The following is a 23,216-nucleotide window of genomic DNA, read 5'->3' as shown; positions in this document are numbered from 1 at the left end:
CTGTGTTACTTTCCGGATACGGTCAATTAATTCTGGGAGCTGTTGCTGATGTCCGCTGAAAAATTTCGCCTCGTTACTCGCAGTGATTTCGACGGTCTTGTCTGTGCCGTGCTGCTTAAGCACCTGGACCTGATCGACGATATAAAGTTCGTTCACCCCAAGGATATGCAGGATGGCAAGGTGGATATCACAGATAGTGACATTACCACCAACCTGCCCTATGTGAAGGGCGTCAACCTGGCCTTTGACCACCATCTGTCGGAAACAATTCGCAACGAGAAGGTGGACAATCACATTATCGACCCTGACGCACCTTCAGCTGCGCGCGTGGTATGGAAATACTACGGTGGTCATGACGCCTTCCCCGTTGAGTGGGACGAGATGATGGAGGCTGTGGACAAGGGCGACTCGGCCCAGTTCACTCAGGATGAGGTGCTTAACGCAGAAGGATGGGTGCTGCTCAACTTCCTGATGGACGCCCGTACTGGCCTGGGACGTTTCCGCGAATTCCGCATCTCCAACTATGCCCTGATGATGGATCTGATCGACTACTGCAAGAACCACAGTATTGAGGAGATCCTTGACCTGCCGGACGTGAAGGAACGGGTTGAGCTGTACTTTGAGCAAGAAGCGAAATTCAAGGAGCAGATTCAGCGCTGCGCTACCGTACATGACAATCTTGTGGTACTTGATCTGCGACACGAAGAGCAGATCTGGGCGGGCAACCGTTTCATGATTTATGCGCTTTACCCCCAGTGCAATATTTCCATCCATGTGCTGTGGGGTCTCAAGCAGCAGAACACAGTGTTTGCCACCGGCAAGTCCATTTTTGATCGCAGTGCCAAAACCAACGTCGGCGAATTGATGCTGCAATATGGCGGTGGTGGTCATCATGCAGCCGGTACCTGTCAGGTCGAGAATGACCGCGCCGAATCGGTCCTGAATGAACTGATCACTCGCATCAACGCTGACGGCTAAGCCTGATCAGACAGCGCCGGCAGATTCTCCCTCTGCCGGCGCTGTGCTAATCTGAGCCTGCGTCAAGCTATGAACGGAGGCCCTAATTGACCCCAGCCCTGCGACTTCTGCTAATTCTTCTTAGCCTTGTATTTACACCCCTGGCCTTGGCCGAACCCATCGACAGCGACCCTGTATTAGATTCGGCGCAGATAAACGATCTCACAGCCGAAACCGATGCAGAAGCTTCCCTGTCCCTGCCACGTCGACTGGCGCAGCTGAGCAGCAGTATCGCGCACGATGTCGGAGAGCAGATCGTAAACCTGGCCTCAACAGCCCGGAACCTGCTGTCTGGAGATCTGACCGATCCCGGTTTCGACTCTACCGCCTTTACCGATGCAGCCCTTAACCTGGGCATGGTAGTACTCGCCACTCTGATAATGTTCTTTTTACTCAAGCGGCTTTCGCGTCCTCTGTTCACTGTATTCAGCCGTTGGACTGAAGCGGGTGAAAGGCCCACACCCGTTCTGCGACTGGTGTTTTGTGTCGCCCTTGCAACGGTACTGGATCTGCTGCTGGTGGTATTGGCCTATGTCAGCGGCAGCCTTATCGGTACATTCCTGATTGGTGAAAGCGGTGAGCTGACCACTCGAGCCTCCCTGTTTTTGAACGCGTTTCTGATCATCGAAGGCCTGAAAGCGGGTATTCGCATGCTGCTTCAATCCGAACATCAGGGACTGCGCTTGCTCGCCATTGACGCCAACGAAGCGCGCTTCTGGAACCGCTGGATCGGCAAGCTGATCAGCCTGGTGGGCTACGGCCTGATGACACTGGTACCGTTGATCAATCTGTACCTGTCCAAAACGCTGGGCGAAGCAGTCGGTACCCTGATCACGCTGTTGGCATATGCCTATGCAACAACCGTGGTATTGAAGCACCGCAGTCGCCTGCGCATGATAATTGAATTGCGAGCGAACAATACGGAAGGTGGTATTGCCCAGGTCTTGTTGAAAATGCTGTCGCGCAGCTGGCACTTGCTGGCAATTGCCTACTTTTCACTGGTACTGATACTTACATTCACCCGACCGGAAGATGCTCTGCCCTTTGTACTGCTGGCAACCATTCAGAGTATTGCTGCCATCGTGGCGGGCCTGCTGCTTTCAACTCTTCTCGGCCAGACACTGGGCCGTCGACTCACCCTATCCGACGAACTGAAGCACAAACTGCCAATGCTTGAGTCACGCATCAACAGCTATCTGCCCAATGCACTCTACTTCCTGAGGGCAGTTCTGTTTGTTTTCGTCGCTATGCTGATCTTGGGGGCGTGGGGCGCATTCAATATCAGCGACTGGTTTGTATCGGATACCGGCCGCATGCTGGTTGGCAAAATCATCGCGATTGCCGTCATTCTCACCGTCGCCTTTGCAGCCTGGGTTATCCTTGCCAGCGTGATTGAGCACAAGCTGAACCCCGAAACCGGCACCGGTGAGCCCTCGCCCCGCATCAAAACACTGCTGGCCCTGTTCCGCAATGCGGCCGCAATTGCACTGATCACAATGACAGGCATGGTGGTGCTGTCGGAGGTCGGTATCAATATTGGTCCGTTGATTGCCGGTGCCGGCGTACTGGGTCTTGCCATCGGTTTTGGCTCTCAAAAACTGGTTCAGGACATTATCACCGGCATTTTCATCCAGCTGGAAAATGCCATGAATACCGGTGATATCGTGACCGTAGGGGGCATTACCGGGGTGGCCGAACGTCTCAGCATTCGCTCGGTGGGCATCCGTGACCTTAATGGCACCTACCACCTGATACCCTTCTCCAGCGTTGATACCGTATCAAACTACATGCGCGACTTTGGTTACCACGTTGGCATCTATGGCATCGCGTACCGCGAGAGCATTGATGAAGCCATCATCCATCTGCAAAACGCGTTTGAAGAACTGGCGGCTGATGAAGAAAACAAAAACAAGATTCTGGAGCCGATCGAAATTTCCGGCGTGACCGCACTGGCCGACAGTTCAGTCAATATCCGTGTTCGGATCAAAACCACGCCGGGCGACCAATTCTCTGTTGGCCGTGCCTATAATCGACTGGTCAAAATCCATTTCGACAACGCCGGAATTGAAATTCCCTTCCCACATACCACAGTCTTTTTCGGACATGAAAAGGATGGTTCGGCACCGGCTGCAAGTCTGCGACTTGAGGCCCCCGGCAATAACCGTGAGGTCAGCGGATGACACAGGATCAGCTGCTGATCGTCGGTATCCTGGTTGCGACCATGGGGATGTTCATCTGGGGACGCTGGCGGCATGACATGGTGGCAGGCGCTGCACTTCTGGCCTGTGTCCTCACGGGCCTGATAGAAGCTCAGGATGCCTTTACGGGCTTTGCTCACCCGGCCGTCGTGACCGTGGCCTGTGTGCTGGTGCTCAGCCGGGCCCTTCAGGTGTCCGGTGCCGTGGACATTCTGACGCGGCACGTCTTGCCCAAAAAGGCTGGTACCACCCTCAGCCTGGCTGCCCTGACAGGGCTGGGTGCCTTTCTGTCCGGATTCATGAACAATGTCGGTGCCATGGCGCTGTTGATGCCTGTAGCCATGCAGCTCTCGGTGCGACTGGGGCTTACGCCCGGTCAGGTCCTCATGCCACTGGCGTTCGGCACCATTCTGGGCGGCATGACCACATTGATCGGCACACCGCCAAACCTGATCGTGTCCGGCTTTCGCAGCGAAAGCATCGGTAGCGGGTTTGGCATGTTTGATTTCACGGCCGTTGGCTTATCCGTCGCCGTGTTCTGCGTCTTGTTTATTGCCGTGCCCGGCTGGCGTCTGGTACCCGCTCGCAAGCAACCCGGTACTGAAGGCTTCGATACGGGGGCCTATATCACCGAGGCACGTGTGCCGGAAGACAGTAAACTGGCTGGCCTGCACCTGCGTGAGGCCGAAGCAGCACTGGACGAGGCGGATGCACAGATCATTGGCCTGATCCGAAATGAGGTTCGTGTCAACGCTCCGTCCTCCGGTCGTCGCATTCGTGCGAATGACATTCTGGTGATTGAAGCGGATGTGGAATCCCTTGCGGGTGTCATCAGCGCATTGGGGCTGCAGCTTGAAGAGGCCAAGGCCTCATCGGCCGATGATGACACCCCCCTCCAGACGGAAAGCGCCTCAGATCAGGAAGATAAGGAGACGGATAAAGACAAGGAAAAGGAATCCGACAGCAATGGCGATGGCATGATCCTGATGGAACTGGTGGTCAGAACGGAATCACCGCTGCAGGGACGCTCCGCCCGCGACATTCTGCTACGCACCCGGTACGGTCTGAACCTGCTGGCCGTATCCCGCGAAGGGTCCCGCTCCAAGGCTCGCCTGCGTACGCTCAAGCTGAAACCGGGCGACTTACTTTTGATGCAGGGCTCGGAAGAGGCACTGTCCGAATTCGCGGCCGATAACGGCTGTATTCCGCTGGCCGAGCGCGAGCTGCGCATACCCGACCACAGCAAGGCCCTGACTGCAACGCTGATCATGCTGATTGCTGTCGCTTGCGCCGCCTTTTCACTGCTGCCAACAGCCGTTGCCTTTGCCGCTGGCGTACTGGCATCCATGGCGCTGCGCACCCTTCCACTTCGGTCCGTGTATGACGCCATCGACTGGCCCGTCATTATTCTGCTCGGAGCGTTGATGCCGGTGGCTGCCGTAATGGAAAGTACCGGTACTGCCACGCTGATTGCCGACGTGCTGATTCAGCATGTTGCCCAAGGAAGCGGCCCTGCAGCCCTGGGGCTTATCCTGATCGTCACCATGCTCATTTCAAGTGTTGTTAACAACGCGGCCACTGCAGCGGCCATGTGTCCCATCGCACTGGGTACCGCCGCGTCGCTTGGTGTAAACGCGGATGCCCTGTTGATGGCAGTAGCCATTGGAGCGTCCTGTGCGTTTCTGACACCTATCGGCCACCAGAACAATACTCTGATCCTCGGGCCGGGTGGTTTTCGATTTGGCGACTACTGGCGCCTTGGGCTACCTGTGTCGCTGCTGGTTTGTGCAATCAGCATTCCGCTGCTTCTGCTGGTTTGGCCGTTGTAGTGTTTACCCTTGCTAAGCCTGTTTCATAACCGGATACTTCGTTTTTTTACTTTATGCCGTACGAGGTGTTTGCATTGACACAGATTGCCGACAATACAGTGGTTCAGTTTTTCTACACGCTGACCGACTCCGATGACACCCAGATCGAAACCAACCACGGGGCGGACCCCATTGCGTATCTCCACGGCCATGGCAGCATGATGCCGGCAATCGAGGCCGCACTGGAAGGCAAGTCTGCCGGTGATACTCTGCACCTGACACTGGCGCCGGACCAGGCATACGGTGAACGCCAGGAAGGTCAGGAGCAACGTGTTCCCTTGAAGCACCTGCAAGGACTGCCCAAGGGCGTGCGCAGCTGGAAGGCTGGCATGGTCGCCGTTGTGCAGACCGACCAAGGCATGCGCCAGGTAACTGTGATCAAGCCAGGACTGAAAATGGTGCTGGTCGATACCAACCACCCACTGGCCGGCAAAACACTGACCTACGATATCGAAGTGGTCGATGTTCGCGCCGCGACAGACGAAGAGATTGCCCATGGCCATGCCCATGGCGTTGGTGGTCATCATCACTGATGGTCTGCTCGAACGCGTCCGCCTGAACAGAGGCCCAAACCGTGTTTGAATTCATTACTCAATTGTTACGGAGAAAACCCATGGCACGTGCAAGCGCTCGTCATATCCTTGTCAGCTCTGAAGCTGAATGTCAGTCCCTGAAAGATCAGATCGCCAATGGCGCCGATTTTGCCGCCCTCGCCAAGGCACACTCGCAGTGCCCGTCCGGCCAGCAGGGCGGAGAGCTGGGCAGCTTCGGCCCGGGTCAGATGGTCAAGGCCTTTGACGAAGTGGTATTCAGCGCTCCGATCAATGAAGTACAGGGTCCCGTGAAAACCCAGTTTGGCTATCACCTGCTTGAAGTCACCAGTCGCGAAGACTGAAAATCGTGACCTGTAGGCTCCGGCCGGCTCCCGCTGCGCCGGAGCCTTTTCATTTATCCACAACATGAAATCCATTGCTCACGACAGGAAACGCCATGACTGAATGTGAACACCTACAGATCGAGGATATTGTCGAAGGCAGCGGAACCGAGGTGAAGAAGGGCGGCGCATTGATCACGGCTCACTATCGCGGTTTTCTGGAAGACGGGACCGAATTTGATTCCTCGTATGACAGGGGGCAACCCTTTCAAACCGTCCTGAGCCGAAAGAAGGTGATCGCCGCCTGGGTTGAAGGCCTAAAAGGCATGAAAGAAGGCGGCACACGCAGGCTGACAGTACCGGCCGAACTGGGATACGGTGAGCGCGGCTTTGGCGACAAGATTCCACCCAATGCCAATCTGGTCTTTGAAATCGAGCTGCTGGAAGTGCTGAACCGGGAGTAGCCGCACGCTCCCCGGTGACTGATTAGGCCCAAATACCGACTCAATGGATATCACATCTATCCGCTCATCCTCCCTGGAGGATCCCCTCTACTACCTGCGTAATGCCGAGCAGGTGATTCGTCTGTGCCTGAGCCGGTATGCAGACCTGATGAAGCCGGACGAGACAGGGCTTCTGGAACGGCTGCTATCGCTGGATGAGTCTCCACGGGCGCTGCTGATCCGGTTGGTGATGCGAAAAGGCACGCTGTTTCGTACCGATGCCCTGCAATACAGCGAGGTGCCCGATCTCGACGCCGCCATAGCGGCCCTGACGGACGCGGAACTGGTGGATGCAAACCCCAGTCTCTCGCTGGCCGCGCTGTGTGATTTGAGTCGGCGCGAAGAATGCCGTGTACTGGCACACAGTCGCCTGCCCGGTGCAGGTTTTGCGTCTTCTGCCCGCAAAGCCGATCTTATTCAGGCACTGCTGGACACCACTGGCGCCGAACAGTCGCAACCGGTTCAGGCATGGTGGCCAGAACCGCCCTTCAGGGTCATTGAGTTGCTGTGTAACGATCTGTTTGACCGTCTGCGACTGATGTTTTTTGGCAACCTGTACCAGCAGTGGTCCGAATTTGTACTCACCGAGCTGGGCCTGCAACGGTTCGAGCCGGTCCCGTTGACCGCCGAGTCACGTCCCTTTCAAAGCCGGGCTGAAGTGGATCTCTATCTGCAGTTGTTTCACCTGCAGGCACGCGCCGCTGAAGGTGAGCCGATCGATGCCTTGTGTGCGGTCATACCACCTTCAACCGACTGTGCATGGATCCATTACCGCCGCCAGAAGGTTCTGTTTCAGCTGGGCCGAGAAGCGGAGCGCCAGCAGCAAAGGGAGCTGGCGTTAAGCCTCTACCACCAGAGCCAACACCCTGAGGCGCAGTTGCGCACCCTGAGGATACAGGAGAAGCATGAGCCGCCAGAGCGGGTATACCAATGGGCCAGTGATGCTCTGACGCGTCTGCTCCAGCCGGAGATATGCGTAGGACTGCAGCGCATACAGCAACGCTGTGCTCGCAAGGCCGGCCTTGAACATGCCCCGCCCCAAGCCCCGGATATCCCGGTCGAGTCGATGATACTGCCAAAACCGGATCACGGGCGTGTGGAGCAGGCCGTCATCACGGCCCTGTCAGATGCAGACACCGAGCTGTTCCATGTTGAAAACCGACTCTTTACCGGGCTGTTCGCACTGCTGTTTTGGCCCGCGCTGTTCGCACCGGTACGCGGGGCCTTCTTCAATCCCTTCCAGTCCGGCCCCGCCGATCTGTACCGTCCAAACTTCAGCGAAACACGATCCGCGTGGCTGGACGAAGGCTTTGCACAACTGCACTCCGGAACCTACCGCCAGACCATATTGCAAAGACTGGAGCAGAAACAGGGCATCAGCTGCTCGCTGATTCATTGGCCAAGCCTCTCGCCCTCATTGGTCGAGCACACGCTGGCATTGATCCCGGCGGCGCACCTGGAAGCCGTGTTCCGTCATCTGCTAGTGGACCTGCGTCACCACCGCCGCGGCCTGCCGGACCTGATCCTGCTGAACCGCACGGCCGGCCGGTACCGACTGATCGAAGTGAAAGGCCCTGGAGACCGGCTGCAGGACCATCAACGCCTGTGGTTGGGCACGATGCAGCAACAGGGGATACCGGTCAGCGTACTTAATGTTCAGTGGGCCTCATAAGCGTTTCGGTTGTACCAGTCCATCATGTCGCCTTCTGACTTCAGAAACCTATCCCTTTAAGCTACCCTAAGCCTTGGTGAGAAGCCTACCGGTTTAGCCATCAGCAACAGGATGCAGGATTTTCAACATGGACAAGAAGACGCTCACAGAACGGGACATTTGCACCAAGTTCATCAATCCCGCGCTGGAGCAGGCAGGCTGGGATTTACAGACTCAAGTCAGGGAAGAAGTTTCCTTCACCGCTGGCCGCATCATCGTACGCGGTCGTCTTCATACCCGTGGCAAACGCCGCCGTGCCGATTACGTCCTCAGTTACAGGAAAAACATCCCCATCGCCATCATCGAGGCCAAGGACAACAACCACAGCCTGGGCGATGGTATGCAACAGGCGCTGGCCTACAGTGATGCATTGGATGCGCCCTTCGTGTTCAGCAGCAACGGTGACGGTTTCCTGTTTCATGACCGCACCGGCCTGTTCGGCAAAACCGAGTCCACACTGAGCCTGAATGAATTCCCCTCGCCTGACACCCTCTGGGCGCTTTACTGCCGGTACAAAGGCATTGATCAGGCAGACGCTCGAAAAACCGTTGAACAGCCCTACTACGACGACGGCAGCGGCCGTTCACCGCGTTACTACCAGACCGTTGCAATCAACCGCACAGTCGAAGCTGTTGCGCGTGGGCAGAATCGTATCCTGCTGGTGATGGCCACCGGCACCGGCAAGACCTTTACCGCCTTTCAGATCATCTGGCGGCTGTGGAAGTCGAAAAAGAAGAAGCGCATCCTGTTCCTGGCCGACCGTAACATCTTGGTCGATCAAACCAAGAACAACGACTTCAAACCCTTCGGTCAGGCGATGACCAAGGTCAGCAACCGCACGGTAGATCCCTCCTATGAGATCTACCTGTCGCTGTATCAGGCCGTGACCGGCAGCGAAGAAGAACAGAACATCTACAAGCAGTTCTCACCCGACTTCTTCGATCTGGTCGTGATCGACGAGTGCCACCGAGGCAGCGCCGCTGTAGATTCCGCCTGGCGTCAGATTCTGGATTACTTCTCCGCCGCCACCCATATCGGCCTGACCGCCACGCCAAAGGAAACCAAGGAAGTCTCCAACATCGACTACTTCGGCGAGCCGGTTTACACCTACTCGCTCAAACAGGGCATCGAAGACGGCTTCCTTGCCCCGTATAAAGTAGTGCGCGTTGATATTGACCGTGACCTTCAGGGCTGGCGCCCCAGCAAGGGCCAGACCGACAAGAACGGCGAATTGATCGAAGACCGCATCTACAACCAGAAGGACTTCGACCGCAATCTGGTGCTGGAGAAGCGCACCGAGCTGGTGGCGCGTAAAATCACCGAGTTCATGACGCAGACCGATCCCTACCAAAAAACCATCGTGTTCTGCGAAGACATCGACCATGCCGAACGGATGCGTCAGGCGCTGGTCAACCTGAACCCGCAGCGGGTGAAGGAAAACCGCAAGTACATCATGCGCATCACCGGCGACGAGCAGGAAGGCAAGGCCGAGCTGGACAACTTCATCAACCCGGAAGAACGCTACCCGGTGATCGCCACCACCAGCAAGCTGATGACCACCGGCGTGGATGCTCAGACCTGTAAGCTGATCGTGCTGGACCAGCGCATCCAGTCCATGACCGAGTTCAAGCAGATCATCGGCCGTGGCACCCGCATCAACGATGACTTCAACAAGCACTGGTTCACCATCATCGATTTCAAGAAGGCCACCGAGCTGTTCGCCGACCCGGATTTCGATGGCGATCCGGTCAAGGTGTACGCGCCCAAGGATGACGATCCGATCAACCCGGACGATGAACAAGCCCCGGAAGGTGAGCAGCCGGATGACATGCTGGGTGAAGACGATGGCAGCTATGAGGTCGACCCTGAAGAAGAGTGGGTATCGGATGATCAACCCGGCGGTGACTGGGGCGATATCCTCGAAGACCCGCCCCCCAAGCGCATTAAATACGTAGTCGGCAATGTCGAGGTCAGCGTGATTGCTGAGCGTGTGCAATACCTTGGGCCGGATGGCAAGCTCATTACCGAAAGCCTGAAGGACTTTACCCGCCAGCAGGTGAAGGCCCAGTACGCTACCCTCAGCGACTTCTTGCGCCGCTGGAACGAGGCCGAGCGTAAGCAGGCGATCATCGACGAACTGGCCGAACAGGGCGTGATCTGGGACGACCTGATCAAAGAGGTCAGCAAGAAGCTGGGGGCAGAACCCGACCCCTTCGACGTGATCTGCCATATCGTCTACGATCAGCCGCCGCTGAGCCGCAAGGAGCGCGCCGAGCAGGTGCGTAAGCACAACTACTTCAACAAGTACGAAGGCGCCAGCAAGCAGGTGCTGGACGCCCTGCTGGACAAGTACACCGATGCCGGTATCGAGCCGATCGAAGATGTGAAAGTCCTTACTCTGGCCCCTTTCAGCCAGATCGGTGCGCCGATGGAGCTGCTGCAGGCCTTCGGCGGCAAGCCCGGCTACACCCAGGCCGTGAAGCAGCTGGAAGATGAGCTCTACCAGCAGACTTCGTAAGTCGAACCAAACCCTTTATCTCTTTTTCTGAACACCCGGGAACAGACACCTTATGTCGATCAACACCACCATCAAATCCATTCAGGACATCATGCGCAAGGACGTGGGCGTAGACGGTGACGCCCAGCGTATCGGCCAGCTGGTCTGGATGCTGTTTCTGAAGATTTTTGATGACCGCGAGCTGGAATGGGAGATGTTCAACGACGACTACCGCTCGCCCATCCCGACGCATCTGCGCTGGCGCAACTGGGCCGCTGACCCAGAAGGCATGACCGGCGATGAGCTGAAAGACTTCGTCGACACCACCCTGTTCCCTGGGCTGCAAAATCTGCAACCGGCCGGTGACGACTACCGTGGCGTGGTGATCCGCAACGTGTTCGAGGATGCCTACAACTACATGAAATCCGGCCAGCTCATGCGCCAGGTGATCAACAAGTTGCAGGACGGCATCGACTTCAACAAATCTGCCGAGCGCCATGCGTTGGGTGATATGTACGAGCAGATCCTCAAAGACCTGCAAAACGCCGGTAACGCCGGAGAGTTCTATACACCCCGTGCGGTGACCGAGTTCATGGTCAATCGGGTCGACCCCAAGCTGGACGAAAAGGTGATGGACCCGGCCTGCGGCACCGGCGGCTTCCTGACCTGCGCCATCGAACACAAGCGCCAGCACTATGTCAGCACCCCGCAGGACGAGCAGACGCTACAGCGCACCATTCTCGGTGTGGAGAAGAAGCCGCTGCCGCACCTGCTAGCCACCACCAACATGATTTTGCACGGCATCGAAGTGCCGGATCAGATCAAGCATGACAACACCCTGGGCCGCCCGCTGATCAGCTGGGGGCCAAAAGAGCGCGTGGATGTCATCGTCGCCAACCCGCCCTTCGGCGGCATGGAAGAGGACGGCATCGAAACCAACTTCCCGGCCGCCTTCCGCACCCGTGAAACCGCCGACCTGTTCATGACTCTGTTCATCCACCTGCTGCGTGATGGCGGCCGTGCCGCCGTGGTGCTGCCGGATGGCTTCCTGTTTGGCGAAGGCATGAAGACCCGCCTCAAGGAGAAGCTGCTGGACGAGTGCAACCTCCATACCATCGTGCGCCTGCCCAACGGTGTGTTTAACCCCTACACAGGTATCAAGACCAACCTGCTGTTTTTCACCAAGGGCAAGCCCACGAATGCCGTGTGGTACTACGAGCACCCGTACCCGGAAGGCTACAAGAGCTACAGCAAAACCAAGCCTATGAAGTTCTCGGAGTTCCAGACCGAAATCGACTGGTGGGGCGATGAGGCGGACAGCTTCGCCAGCCGGGTCGAAAACGAACAGGCGTGGAAGGTCTCCATCGACGAGATCAAGGCGCGCAACTACAACCTGGACATCAAGAACCCACACCAGGGCGAGCAGATCAATCACGACCCGGACGAACTGCTGGCGCAGTACGAGCAGCAGCAAACCGAGATTCAGGAGATCCGTCACCAGCTGCGCGATATCCTCGCCGATGCGCTCGCGCATAACAGCGATGAGAACACCGATGGAGGTGCAGAGTGAGTGCGCAGGAGCGATTACAAGCGACCGCCAGGGATGGCGGAAGTGTCGATGTGGCAGGAGCAGTCATCGACCATCTGGACCTGTGGACCGGAGCGATCACCAAAAAGTCCACCAGCGGCCGTGGCAGCAACGGCAAGATCGAGCTGACCGGGATTAAGAAGCTGCGGGAGTTGATTCTGGAGTTGGCGGTGCGAGGGAAGCTGGTTGAGCAGGATCCAAGTGAAGAACCCGCTCATCTCATTCTCGAACGTCTTGATTCCACTGTTAAGAAAAGCAGAGGGAAGCCACGAGCATCCTGTGGAGCATCACAACCGAGCCTGCCCACAGGCTGGGGCTCTTTCCGAGTTGGCGATTACCTCGATTTCCAATACGGCAAATCCCTCCCTGCGAAACAACGTGACGACTCAGGAAGCATCGAAGTTTACGGGTCTAACGGCGTCGTGGGTTTCCACACTATGGCTTTGACGGAGGAGCCTTGCATTGTCGTCGGGAGGAAGGGCTCGGCCGGAGCTCTTAATAAGGCCCTTGGTCCTTCATGGACGACGGACGTAGCTTACTATGTTCAGCCACGACAAGGATTCGACTTCGAGTTCACATATCTACTCTTGCAAAGCCTTCACTTGGACCAACTTGGCAAGGGCATTAAGCCCGGCGTCAATCGCAACGAGGCATACGCACTGTCTGCTTCCTTGCCACCATTGGAAGAACAACACCGCATCGTCCAAAAAGTCGATGAGCTTATGGCGCTCTGCGACCGGCTGGAGCAGCAGACCAGCGACCAGCTCGACGCCCACGAAACCCTCGTGGACACCCTGCTCGGCACCCTCACCCAGTCCGAGAATGCCGCCGAGTTGGCCGAGAACTGGGCACGCCTCGCCGCCCACTTCGACACCCTGTTCACGACCGAACAGAGCATCGACAAGCTCAAGCAGACCATACTGCAACTGGCGGTGATGGGGCGGTTGGTGGAGCAGGATGCGGGGGATGAGCCTGCTATCGACTTGCTTACCCGAGTCCATACAAGAAAGATCGAGCTCGCCAACCAGAAAAGAATCAAGCTACCAAGAGAGCTGGCGCGACTGGATGTTACACAGCACAGCTACCCTGCCCCATCTCACTGGGCGTGGGCGTCATTTCAAGATATTGCTGACGAAATATCGACCGGACCATTTGGCTCGATGATTCACAAACACGACTATGTTGAGGCTGGGGTTCCTTTGATCAACCCATCTCACATGGTTGGAGGCCGCATCAAAGAAGACCCTTCAGTTAGCGTCCCCGCAATCAAAGCCGAAGAGCTTTCCAGCTATAAACTGGCCACAGGCGACATAGTGATGGCGAGACGCGGTGAAGTTGGACGCTGCGCAGTGGTAACAGACAGAGAGAATGGATGGCTATGTGGCACAGGCAGTTTCGTGCTGCGATTTCACCCTGCCATCAACAGGCAGTTTATCCTGCTGCTGTTTTCAACGGACACCGTTAGAGACTATCTGACCGGCAATTCCGTCGGCACAACCATGACAAACCTGAATCACGGTATTTTAAAGAAAATGCCGGTTGCTCTACCTCCGGTACAGGAACAACACCGCATCGTCCAAAAAGTCGACGAACTTATGGCCCTCTGCGACCAGCTCAAGGAGCGCCTGAACCAGGCCAGCGAAACCCGCTGCCAGCTGGCCGAAGCGGTCGTGGAAGGAGCACTGAACTAATGGTTTACAGCAGGCCATGGAAGTCCTTTCCCGAGCAACTGGAGCTGCTCAAGTCCAGAGGCATGGTAGTTACCGACGAGGCCGCCGCTCTGGATTACCTTCAGCGTGTGGGCTACTACCGCCTCAGCGCCTACTGGTATCCGTTTCGCACGTTCGAAGTGGTACAGGATAGCGAAACCGGAAAACTCTCGACCAAAGCAAAGGACGAGTTTCACCCGGATACTCAATTCGTGGACGCGGTGCACCTGTACCTGTTCGACAAGCAGCTTCGCTTGTACCTGGCCGATGCGCTGGAACGTATCGAAATATCCCTGCGGGTAGATCTGTCCCATTTGCTTGGCGAGCGCAGCCCGTTCGCCCATATAGAAAATACCAAAGCACACTTCCACCCCAGCTTTGCCAACAAGCCTTTCCGAAAAGGTATGACTCAATCCTGCTTTGACGCCTGACTGGACAAATACCGTGGGTTGGTAAACGCTCGAAAGAGGACTTCGTCCGGCACTATCACGCCAATCACGGTGATGAGCTGCCGATATGGGTTGCAGTAGAGGTATTGGACTTCGGTGCCATTTCTCAGCTGTTCAGCATGCTGAACGTGAAAGACCAGGCTGCCATCGCCAACCGTTACGGCGTGAGCAATTGGAAAGTGTTCAAAAGCTGGCTATTCAGCCTGAGTTACCTGCGTAATCTGGTGGCACACCATAGCCGTTTGTGGAACCGGAACATCACCTCCAAACCAATGTTGCCGAAACAGGGCGAGATTGCCTGGTGTGATGCGTTTATCAGTGACGAAGACACCCACTTCAAGCCCTTCCTGCTGTTTGCCATTACTCGCATGCTGGTGAAGTCGATATGCCCTAATACCGAGTGGCACAACCGGCTGGCCGGACATCTGGAACAGTCCCCAGAGCAGCACTCGTCCAAGAAGCTGAGTTTGAGCGGTATGGGAGTTACGGCCGACTGGAAGGATTGGTGGTAACCAGAAAATAAAAACCCCAACGTAGGTTGCAAGCAACCAAGAGGCCGGGGTCGTGTTGACATGAATACTAGGCCGACCGCAGTAGACTTGCAACCACACGAGAGCTTACAACTGGAAAAACATCCCGATCTTATCGGCGACTGAGGCGCTGCCACGACCCAAAACCTTGGGTAAAGGGTCAATAAAAAACCCCTCAGCAGTATCGCCGCATTGCGGATCCACCGATCGGGGCCGTGTTGGTGATAATGCTAGCCATCAGGCTAAGGTTTGATAAGCCCATCGGGTCGGACGGAAGCGATCACGATACAAGGATTGAGCAACAGGGGTATTCATGAAAAACGGCTGGATGATTCGTGCCGGCAATGGCGGCTGCTACTTCCTAAAGTTTCCAGCTCGGGTCTTTTCGATCGATCAGCCGAAGTAATGCTGGCCATTCTGGGTGTCGTACTTTAGCGCCGGCTTGAGCATCCCCGCCCTCAAATTGTTCGCGCGTTTTAGCCATCACAGTTTCTGGTATACGTTTTAACGTTCCTGCTGACATCGCATTCAACTGAATACGCGTATTTTGAATGAACGCCATATGGCGCACGAACGCCCAGGTGCAGTTCGGACCAGCGGTAATCAACCCATGGTTTTTAAGTACTAGAGTATGATTTTTGGCCCCGAGGGCTTGAGTGATCCTAGGACCCTCCGATCCATCCAAAACGATCCCTTCAAATTCATGATATCCGACTCGTTCATAGAACTGACATCCCTCTTGTGTCACCGGTACAACTTCTTCTTCAATGGCACAGATTGCCTGACTAATAGGTTCGTGCGTGTGAATTACTGCGTGCAGATCTGGTCGAGCCTTGTGCACTTCCGAGTGTATTAAAAATCCGGCGCGATTAACCGGCCACTCGGTTTCACTCAGAATGTTCCCTTCCATATCAATTCGAACAAGATCGCTGGCTCGAATCTCGTCATAAAGCATGCCAAAAGGATTGATTAATACTTCGTCAGTGCCGGGAATACGACGACTGATATGGTTATAAACGACCGACGTCCAACCGAAGTGGGATACTAATCTGTAGGTCGCAGCGAGTTCCAGGCGCAATTCCCACTCTTCTGTAGAGCTGCCTTTCGGTGGTTCTGGGAGATTCAGATCGAATCGATTCTGTCCAGTCGTGATTGTCATTCTTATAGAATCCTGTTTGTGATTAATGGCGCAACGTCAGGGATATCGTAATTACTGGATGCAAATAGATCAAACAGATAGTATTTATACTAAATATAGTTGGTGTCTATTATGCTAAACATTGATCTTAATCTGATTCGTACGTTTGTCGTCCTCTATGAAACGCGGAGTGTCACGATTAGCGCCGACAAGTTAGCTATTACACAACCCTCGGTCAGCTATGCACTCTCCAGATTACGAAAGCTTTTTGAAGATCCGCTCTTTATAAGGTCTAAGCTAGGTATGGAACCAACGGTTGTGGCGATCGAGCTCTACCCTGTATTTAGCCGATCACTAAGCGATATTGAACATAGCGTAGAGCGGTGCAGAAATTTTGAGGCCGCGCTGTCAGAAAGACGGTTTACCATCGCACTCACGGATTTGGGAGAGATGGTACAACTCCCTTTGATCTTTAATGCTTTAAATGTACTGGCACCGAAGGCTCGATTGAATGTAGTTCCGCTACAGATCGATAATGTGGTCGATTGGATGCAGAACGGCAAAGTAGATGCCGTCATTTGCAGCACGAAAATAATCGATAAGAGGGTACAGCGAGAGGTTATTCACAGCGATAGTTACGTTTGCGTTGCAGGGCGAAGTGCGGAAATCGATCATCTTACGCTTGAGGCGTTCGAAGCAGCAGGGCACATAGAGGTAAGCCGATCTCAAGGACATGGGTTAGTCGAGGCGGTTATCCTTGCGAGATCGATTCAACGTGACGTTCGTTTATCGGTGCCTCACTTTAGCTCACTCCCTTCTATACTGGCCATCAGCGATTTACTTGCTGTGGTACCTGAAAATATCGCACAACGTTATGTGAAGGACTATGGATTAAAAGTGTTCCCCCTCCCATTCCCTATCTCCGATATAGAGATAGCAGTGTACTGGTCAACCAATAAAGATGGCTCTCCTGCAACTAAATGGTTCATTGAGGTAGTGAAGAATGCGTTGATAGAGGGATGGTAATGACCTGCTCCACACGTTCGGCATCAGTAGGCGCACGGTGTATAAATGGCTTGCTCGCTATCGAGAGGCAGGTGCCGAAACAGTGGGGTGAGCTGATACAGAAGATGCGCCTGAAGCTCAAGTGGACCACCAAGCAAATCGCACAGGCACTGAGTCTGGCGTATTCCACCGTGACAGCGGTACTGCGTCGACTGAAGCTCAATCGCGTCTCACACCTGGAGCCGGTGCAACCTGTGCAGCGCTACGAGCACCCCAAACCGGATGACATGCTGCATATGGATATCAAGAAGCTGCCTCGCTTCGATAGGCCTGGCCACCGCGTAACAAACAACCGTCGCCAAAACACGCGAGGTGCGCGAGAAGGGATTAAGCACGAGTACACGCGCCCCTACACACCCAGCACGGATGGCAAGGCCGAACGCTTTATACAAACCATGATTCGAGAGCGGGCGTATGCGGAGCCCTACGCAAACGATATATCAAGGACTTGGGCGCTGACGGATTGGATTAATCACTACAACAAACAGCGTCCTCATGGCAGTATCGGGAATCTGCCACCAGTGTCTCGAATACCGAAGCTGCGTGAACAACGTGTTTAGTATTCACAACTAGGCAGGCCAACTTGTCAGTGATGCTGGACTTGGCCCGAAGCGACATTAGATGTGCCGGTTCAAAATAGGCCCATACACCATAAATAAATGCGACTTCAAAGCACATGTTTTCTTCCTTTTCTTCCACATAACATGACACACATACCGGCTGCCAAAACTGCTATGAGCGCTGCCCACGCAAAAAGGTCGCTGAAACCGGCGCGATAAACGGCATCAGCCAGCCTTGCAGACGCTTGATCGCCGGATAAGAAGTCGCTGTATTGTCCCGTCAATATGCTTTCAAATGATTGTCGCAATCGCTGACAATTGGCACCTTCAGCACCACACACCTGCATCTGCAGTCGCGTCATGACCCCCTGCGCCATAATCGCTGACAGGCCGGCATAACCGACCAGCATGCCAAAAAAACGCGCCGTGGTGCTGATACCGGCTCCCATACCTGTCTGCTCAGGCGGCAATGCACCGAGGATCGCTTTCTGGGTCTCGCCATTGATAAATCCCCCACCGGCTCCAAGGACAGCCATAGAGAACAGGAATTCGGGAACACCGCCACTTCGGGCGGCCATAAAAAGTCCTGTATTGCCCAGCGCAATGACCGCCAGGCCCACCGCCAGCAGGTGCAAACTGTCCCATCGGCCGGCAATACGCCGTGTCAGTGATGGCGCGAAAAACATGCCCAATGAAAACGGCAACAAGGCACAGCCAAGCCACAGAAACGAGATATCCAGGCCACGCTGCAGATAGAGCGGTAACAGTGCCGCCATGACTTGTGCTGACGCGGCGTAAGCAAACATGGCGAAAACCGCCGCCAGAAATCGCGGCAGCCTGAAGAGTCGAAGCTCCAGCATCGGCTTGCGTTGATACAGTTCAATGGTGATGAAAACGCAGAGTCCTGCCAGGCCAATCAGTACCGCCAGCACAACCCATTGGCTCATCCAGCCCACATCGGGACCATTAATCAGCCCCCAGGTCCAGGCCAGCAGGGTAAGGCTGAAAACCAGCGCCCCGCACCAGTCAAACGCGCCCACCCGATCACTTCGGTTTGCGTGGACAACCCTGGGCACAGCCAGGACCAGGATTGCGCCTGCAAACGCCAGGATCCCGAATGCCCAGCGCCAGCCCAGCAGATAGCCCACTGAACTGCTTAACAGGGGGGCAATCACCATCGTCAGGCCCATCAAACGCCCCCAGGTTGTCCAGGCCTGCACAGCCTCGTGTTGCTCCCGGAAAGCATGACCGATAATCGATAGTGCCGGTGCCAACAGAAGTGCAGCACCCACACCTTGCAACACGCGGGCACTGACCAAAAACACCATCGTCGGGGCCAGGCTACAGGCAAGTGCGGAGAAGGCAAAAACACACAGGCCGATCGTGAGCATTCGGCGCCGACCATAGCGATCGGACAATGCGCCGGACGCCATCAACAACGATGCGAAGCTGAGCAGAAAGCTGCTTTGCACCCAGGCCATCTGAGCATAGTCGCCTCCCAGTCCGGCCACCAGACTGGGCAGGATAACGCCAACCAGGTTGGTATCGAAAATGGTCAGGGCACATGCGGACGAGGTGACCAGCAGCAGGCTACGCCGATTCATTAAGCATTTATCCTCAGGCGCCAGCTCTCTGGCGCCGTCTGAACAGAGGTTCCGGATTGACCGCTGTGCGGGCATAAATCTGATCATATCCGGACAGCCCCTTGATCGCTTCGGATGCCGGCTTGTCGGCACGCACGGCGAAAGAAGTAAATCCACAGTGTCGCATCAGGGCCAGCTGGTCACGCAGCACATCTCCCAACGCGCGGATATCTCCTTCGAAGCCGTAACGGTTGCGCAGCATCATTGCCTGACTGTATGCACGTCCATCACTGAAGCTGGCGAACTGCAGGGCTATCAGCGGCAAAGCCTTGAGCCAGGGCGTCAGTATCGCGGGATCATCATCCGGCGCAATCAGGATACCCAGCTCTGCGTTGGCGATGCGGGGATCGGATGTTTGCCAGGCATGTCGCCACTGATCCAATGTAACGATCAGGTAAGGCGTACTGACAATGGGCTCGGCCTGCTCTTCAGCCGGACCCTGCATTTCGGCCAGCGCCCAGTGATCCTCGGTGCACAGGTGTGCCTCCCCTCCAGCCACGGATATCAGATTTTCCATGCTGTTTCTCCCTGTTCGGCTGTGGTGACCTGCTGTCCATAAACCCCCTCCTTGAATGGCGCCAGGCCCAGTCGGTTAACGGCATCAATGAACGGCTCTTCAGGCTCGCGAAAGCGGAGATAGGTTTGTAACAGATGATCGATTGCATCCGGCACATCCTCAGCCCTGAAGGCTCGACCGATCACGCGACCGAGTGAGCTGTTCTTGCCCTGATCACCACCGATGGTGATCTGGAAATATTCCTCGCCATTCTTGTCCAGTCCGAGAATACCGATGTTACCGATATGGTGATGGCCACAGGCGTTGACGCAACCGGAAATATTGAGGCTGAGTGGCCCCAAGTCATGCAGGTAATCCAGATTATCGAAGCGTTCCTGTATTACCTTGGCAACCGGTAGAGAACGGGTGCTGGCCAGATTACAGTAATCACCGCCCGGGCAGGCGATCAGGTCGGTAAGCAGGCCGATATTGGGCGTCGCCAAGCCTTCCACCTGCAATGACCGCCAGAGCGTATACAAATCACTTTTGCGAATGTCCGGCAACACCAGGTTTTGCTCATGGGCGACACGGATTTCGCCAAAACCATGGCGATCGGCCAGATCGGCCAGGGCCTGCATCTGTGCAGCCGTCACATCCCCCGGTGGTGACATGGCCCCTGGCTTGGTCGACACTACAACAGAGGCATACCCTGCCACTTTGTGTGGGCGGGTGTTGTTCTGCACCCAGGTGGCGAATGCCGGGTCACGGGCCAGCCAGGCACCGTATTCAGGGTCAATCGCATCCAGGGACTGGTATTCAGGCGGGTTAAATCCGGCCGCCACACGCTGGTATTCGGCCAGGGTCAGCTCCGCGGCTCCGTCGCGAATCTGTTCCCACTCCTGCTCCACCTCACGGGCAAATGCATCAACCCCCAGCGACTTCACCAGAATCTTGATGCGCGCCTTGTATTTGTTATCCCGTCGCCCATGGCGGTTGTAGACTCTCAGTACGGCTTCCACATAGGTCAGCATATGCTGCCAGGGAAGGTCTTCTCGCAGAGTCTGGTTGAGGATCGGTGTGCGTCCAAGACCACCACCGACCATCACCTTGAGCAGTTTTTCACCCTCTTTGCCCGGGTAAAGGTAAAGACCGATATCGTGCGAGCGCACGGCAGCACGATCCTGTTCCGATGCAGAAATGGCAATTTTGAATTTGCGCGGCAGGAACAGGAATTCCGGATTCACGGTCGACCACTGGCGCAGGATCTCCGCCAGCGGACGCGGATCAATCAACTCGTCGGCGGCAACGCCGGCAAAAGCCTCGGTAGTGATATTACGCACGCAGTTACCCGAAGTCTGGATGGCATGCATTTCATTGTCAGCCAGCAACTGCAGGATATCCGGCACCTGCTCCAGCTCGATCCAGTTGAACTGGATGTTTTGCCGAGTCGTGAAGTGGCCATAACCACGGTCAAACTGCTTGGCAACCCCGGCCAGCGTCCGCAACTGTTGCGATGAAAGCGTGCCATAGGGAATGGCAACCCTCAGCATATAGGCATGTTTCTGCAGATACAGCCCGTTCTGCAGCCGCAAGGGCAGGAACTCCTCTTCGCTCAAGTCACCGGACAGGCGCCGGGCAACCTGATCGCGGAACTGTGCAACTCGCGCCTGTACCAGGGCATGATCATATTCGTCGTATCTGTACACGGCTTCTGCCTCCACACTTTGTTGGAAAGAAGGAGGTTAGCCGCTGTCAATCTGTAGAGACAGGCTCAACTTTTCCAATTTCAATCAGGACAGATTAACGACTCAGCAATAGTGATGGCAGTCGATTCAGTGCCTGAATACGATTGTCATCCCAGGGATGGGCAAAACTCAGGCGCAAACAGTTGCCGAATTGACCCGAAATCGAGAACAGCGGTCCTGGGGTGATCACCACGCCCTGCTTCAAGGCCTGCGGGTAGCTGGCAAGAGTATCCACTTCCTCTGGCAGTTCGACCCAGACCGCCAGTCCACCGGCGGGTACGCTCACTCTCAGTTCGGTTGACCAGGCCTGCAGGAAGGCGATCAATCGGTCCCGTCGTCCTCTCAGGTCATTTCGCTGGCGTCGCAGGTGGGTTGTGAAACTGCCATCCTGCATAAACTCGGCCACCCCCTGCTGCAAGTAACGGCTGCTGGCTAGTTGGGTTACCAGTTTCAGGTGCTGAATCCGCGTATGCCAGCGAGCGCCGGCAATCCAGCCCAGCCGCAAGTCACGGGACAGACATTTGGAAAAGGAACTGCACAGGATGACACGATCATCCTGGTCCAGTGCTTTCAGCGGGTCAGGTATCCTACCCAAGGCAGTATCGGCATAGATATCATCCTCGATGACGGCCAGATCATACTGCTGCGCCAGTGCCAACAGTCGTTGCCGTGACGCCAGCGGCATCAATGCACCGCTTGGCGTCGCGAAGGCAGGTGAAACGACACATGCGCTGACTTTCCAATGAGTCAGCACCTCTTCCAGCGCATCCATATCCAAACCGGTTTCCGATGAGGTAGGTACCTCAACCACCTGCAGCTCCAGCTGTTCGAGCAACTGCAGCACACCGTAAAAACCCGGCGACTCCACCGCCACCACATCCCCCGGTCGGCAACAGGCTTTCAACGCTAAAAACAGGGCGTGCTGACAGCCCGAGGTCACACACAGCTGATCCGGTGAAGCGATCCAACCCCGTCGCGCCAGATGCAGGGACAGCTGCTCACGCAGACCGGCATCACCCGCCGGTTCGTCATAATAGAGGTAATCTTCACCCCGTTGCCGCCGCAAGGCACGTCCGATGGAGCGGTTCAGTGCGACGATTCCGGGCGGCAGGTCTCCGCTGCGAAACTCCGGTATCAAGTCGAAAGCCGCACTGCGACTCATAATATCCAGCAGCAGTTCACTGACATTGACCGGACGCGGCGCCTCGATGCTGACCCTAGCCTGCGGTTGCCGGACTGCCCTCGGCTGCAGGGCTACAAAATAGCCCGCCTTGGGACGCGCCTCGACCAGCCCTTGAGCCTCCAGGCGCTGCAGTGCATGCTGCACCGTTGCCTTCGACAGGTCATGCTCCTGGCACAAGGCCCTGATGGAGGGCAGGCGCTCACCCAACCTCCAGCGCTGCTCCTGAATGCCTTTCAGCAACCAGTGCTCAAGCTGTTGATACCGATATTCCGCACTCACCTGATGCCCCAATCCACCTGTACCTATTAATTATTACTTTTTTATACCTGAACCCATCGTTTGTACAGGCGTAATCTGACGCCATCGAAAATCAGGGAACACGCAATCTGGCGATAACAGCCGGCACATTCGCCTGGCTCCCGTTTGCCCTTCTCTGCATACG

At 55.8% G+C, this 23,216-nt stretch carries 20 protein-coding genes; 15 read left to right on the top strand and 5 right to left on the bottom strand.

Going from position 1 to position 23,216, the window contains the following annotated elements:
• Positions 1-48 precede the first annotated feature (48 nt).
• The 12 genes from ABIE61_RS13760 (at position 49) to ABIE61_RS13705 (ending at position 14,926) form a co-directional block, all read left to right on the top strand.
• The gene (locus ABIE61_RS13760) at positions 49-978 is read left to right on the top strand and encodes an exopolyphosphatase (RefSeq protein WP_354410432.1); all 930 of its coding nucleotides are present in this window, start codon (positions 49-51) and stop codon (positions 976-978) included.
• An 86-nt stretch (positions 979-1,064) separates the two neighbouring features.
• Positions 1,065-3,197, top strand: a complete 2,133-nt coding sequence (locus tag ABIE61_RS13755; RefSeq protein ID WP_354410429.1) for a mechanosensitive ion channel domain-containing protein — start codon at positions 1,065-1,067, stop codon at positions 3,195-3,197.
• A complete protein-coding gene (locus ABIE61_RS13750; RefSeq protein WP_354410426.1) occupies positions 3,194-5,044 on the top strand; it encodes an SLC13 family permease in 1,851 nt (616 codons plus the stop codon). Before ABIE61_RS13755 ends, ABIE61_RS13750 begins: the two co-directional genes overlap by 4 nt.
• A gap of 53 nt (positions 5,045-5,097) precedes the next feature.
• Entirely contained in the window at positions 5,098-5,616 is a 519-nt protein-coding gene (locus ABIE61_RS13745) for an FKBP-type peptidyl-prolyl cis-trans isomerase (protein ID WP_206839874.1), read from the top strand.
• Between the two features lie 80 nt (positions 5,617-5,696).
• The gene (locus ABIE61_RS13740; RefSeq protein WP_091828008.1) at positions 5,697-5,978 is read left to right on the top strand and encodes a peptidylprolyl isomerase; all 282 of its coding nucleotides are present in this window, start codon (positions 5,697-5,699) and stop codon (positions 5,976-5,978) included.
• Between the two features lie 95 nt (positions 5,979-6,073).
• Positions 6,074-6,421 (top strand): FKBP-type peptidyl-prolyl cis-trans isomerase, encoded by a 348-nt coding sequence (locus ABIE61_RS13735; RefSeq protein WP_354410422.1) that lies wholly within the window; start codon positions 6,074-6,076, stop codon positions 6,419-6,421.
• Positions 6,422-6,464: 43 nt separating this feature from the next.
• Entirely contained in the window at positions 6,465-8,132 is a 1,668-nt protein-coding gene (locus ABIE61_RS13730; protein ID WP_354410420.1) for a VRR-NUC domain-containing protein, read from the top strand.
• Positions 8,133-8,259: 127 nt separating this feature from the next.
• Entirely contained in the window at positions 8,260-10,689 is a 2,430-nt protein-coding gene (gene hsdR, locus ABIE61_RS13725; protein WP_354410418.1) for an EcoAI/FtnUII family type I restriction enzme subunit R, read from the top strand.
• 52 nt (positions 10,690-10,741) lie between these two features.
• Complete coding sequence (locus tag ABIE61_RS13720) at positions 10,742-12,238, top strand: type I restriction-modification system subunit M (RefSeq protein ID WP_354410415.1); 1,497 nt, start codon at positions 10,742-10,744, stop codon at positions 12,236-12,238.
• Positions 12,235-13,947, top strand: a complete 1,713-nt coding sequence (locus tag ABIE61_RS13715) for a restriction endonuclease subunit S (protein ID WP_354410412.1) — start codon at positions 12,235-12,237, stop codon at positions 13,945-13,947. The genes ABIE61_RS13720 and ABIE61_RS13715 overlap by 4 nt, the downstream gene beginning before the upstream one ends.
• Positions 13,947-14,396: an Abi family protein gene (locus tag ABIE61_RS13710; protein ID WP_354410410.1), complete on the top strand. Its 450-nt coding sequence runs from the start codon at positions 13,947-13,949 to the stop codon at positions 14,394-14,396. The genes ABIE61_RS13715 and ABIE61_RS13710 overlap by 1 nt, the downstream gene beginning before the upstream one ends.
• The gene (locus tag ABIE61_RS13705) at positions 14,393-14,926 is read left to right on the top strand and encodes an Abi family protein (protein ID WP_354410480.1); all 534 of its coding nucleotides are present in this window, start codon (positions 14,393-14,395) and stop codon (positions 14,924-14,926) included. Before ABIE61_RS13710 ends, ABIE61_RS13705 begins: the two co-directional genes overlap by 4 nt.
• Positions 14,927-15,305: 379 nt before the next feature.
• On the opposite strand, the gene ABIE61_RS13700 is transcribed toward ABIE61_RS13705, so the two are convergent.
• Positions 15,306-16,103, bottom strand: a complete 798-nt coding sequence (locus ABIE61_RS13700) for a class II aldolase/adducin family protein (RefSeq protein ID WP_354410407.1) — start codon at positions 16,101-16,103, stop codon at positions 15,306-15,308.
• Positions 16,104-16,214: 111 nt separating this feature from the next.
• Here ABIE61_RS13700 and ABIE61_RS13695 point away from each other — a divergent pair, with 111 nt between their 5' ends.
• From ABIE61_RS13695 to ABIE61_RS13685, 3 genes are read left to right on the top strand one after another with little or no spacing between them, the layout of a single operon-like run.
• The gene (locus tag ABIE61_RS13695) at positions 16,215-17,108 is read left to right on the top strand and encodes a LysR family transcriptional regulator (protein WP_354410404.1); all 894 of its coding nucleotides are present in this window, start codon (positions 16,215-16,217) and stop codon (positions 17,106-17,108) included.
• A gap of 37 nt (positions 17,109-17,145) precedes the next feature.
• Complete coding sequence (locus tag ABIE61_RS13690; protein WP_354410477.1) at positions 17,146-17,199, top strand: hypothetical protein; 54 nt, start codon at positions 17,146-17,148, stop codon at positions 17,197-17,199.
• Positions 17,180-17,707 (top strand): integrase core domain-containing protein, encoded by a 528-nt coding sequence (locus ABIE61_RS13685; protein ID WP_354410401.1) that lies wholly within the window; start codon positions 17,180-17,182, stop codon positions 17,705-17,707. Before ABIE61_RS13690 ends, ABIE61_RS13685 begins: the two co-directional genes overlap by 20 nt.
• Before the next feature lie 107 nt (positions 17,708-17,814).
• Here ABIE61_RS13685 and ABIE61_RS13680 read toward each other — a convergent pair whose 3' ends face one another.
• From ABIE61_RS13680 to ABIE61_RS13665, 4 genes are all read right to left on the bottom strand, one after another.
• Positions 17,815-19,311: an MFS transporter gene (locus tag ABIE61_RS13680; RefSeq protein ID WP_354410398.1), complete on the bottom strand. Its 1,497-nt coding sequence runs from the start codon at positions 19,309-19,311 to the stop codon at positions 17,815-17,817.
• 13 nt (positions 19,312-19,324) lie between these two features.
• Positions 19,325-19,867 (bottom strand): DUF934 domain-containing protein, encoded by a 543-nt coding sequence (locus tag ABIE61_RS13675; protein ID WP_354410396.1) that lies wholly within the window; start codon positions 19,865-19,867, stop codon positions 19,325-19,327.
• Positions 19,855-21,552 carry a nitrite reductase NirA gene (gene nirA / locus ABIE61_RS13670; RefSeq protein ID WP_354410394.1) on the bottom strand — a complete coding sequence of 566 codons (1,698 nt, stop codon included), beginning with the start codon at positions 21,550-21,552 and terminating at the stop codon, positions 19,855-19,857. Before nirA ends, ABIE61_RS13675 begins: the two co-directional genes overlap by 13 nt.
• Before the next feature lie 94 nt (positions 21,553-21,646).
• Positions 21,647-23,053 carry an aminotransferase-like domain-containing protein gene (locus ABIE61_RS13665; RefSeq protein ID WP_354410389.1) on the bottom strand — a complete coding sequence of 469 codons (1,407 nt, stop codon included), beginning with the start codon at positions 23,051-23,053 and terminating at the stop codon, positions 21,647-21,649.
• Positions 23,054-23,216 lie beyond the last annotated feature (163 nt).

This window comes from Marinobacterium sp. MBR-111 (assembly GCF_040547585.1).
In the GTDB taxonomy this organism is placed as follows: Bacteria; Pseudomonadota; Gammaproteobacteria; order Pseudomonadales; family Balneatricaceae; genus Marinobacterium; species Marinobacterium iners.
The sequence above is the reverse complement of the archived record's forward strand: the minus strand, read 5'-3'. Positions and strand labels throughout refer to the sequence as shown.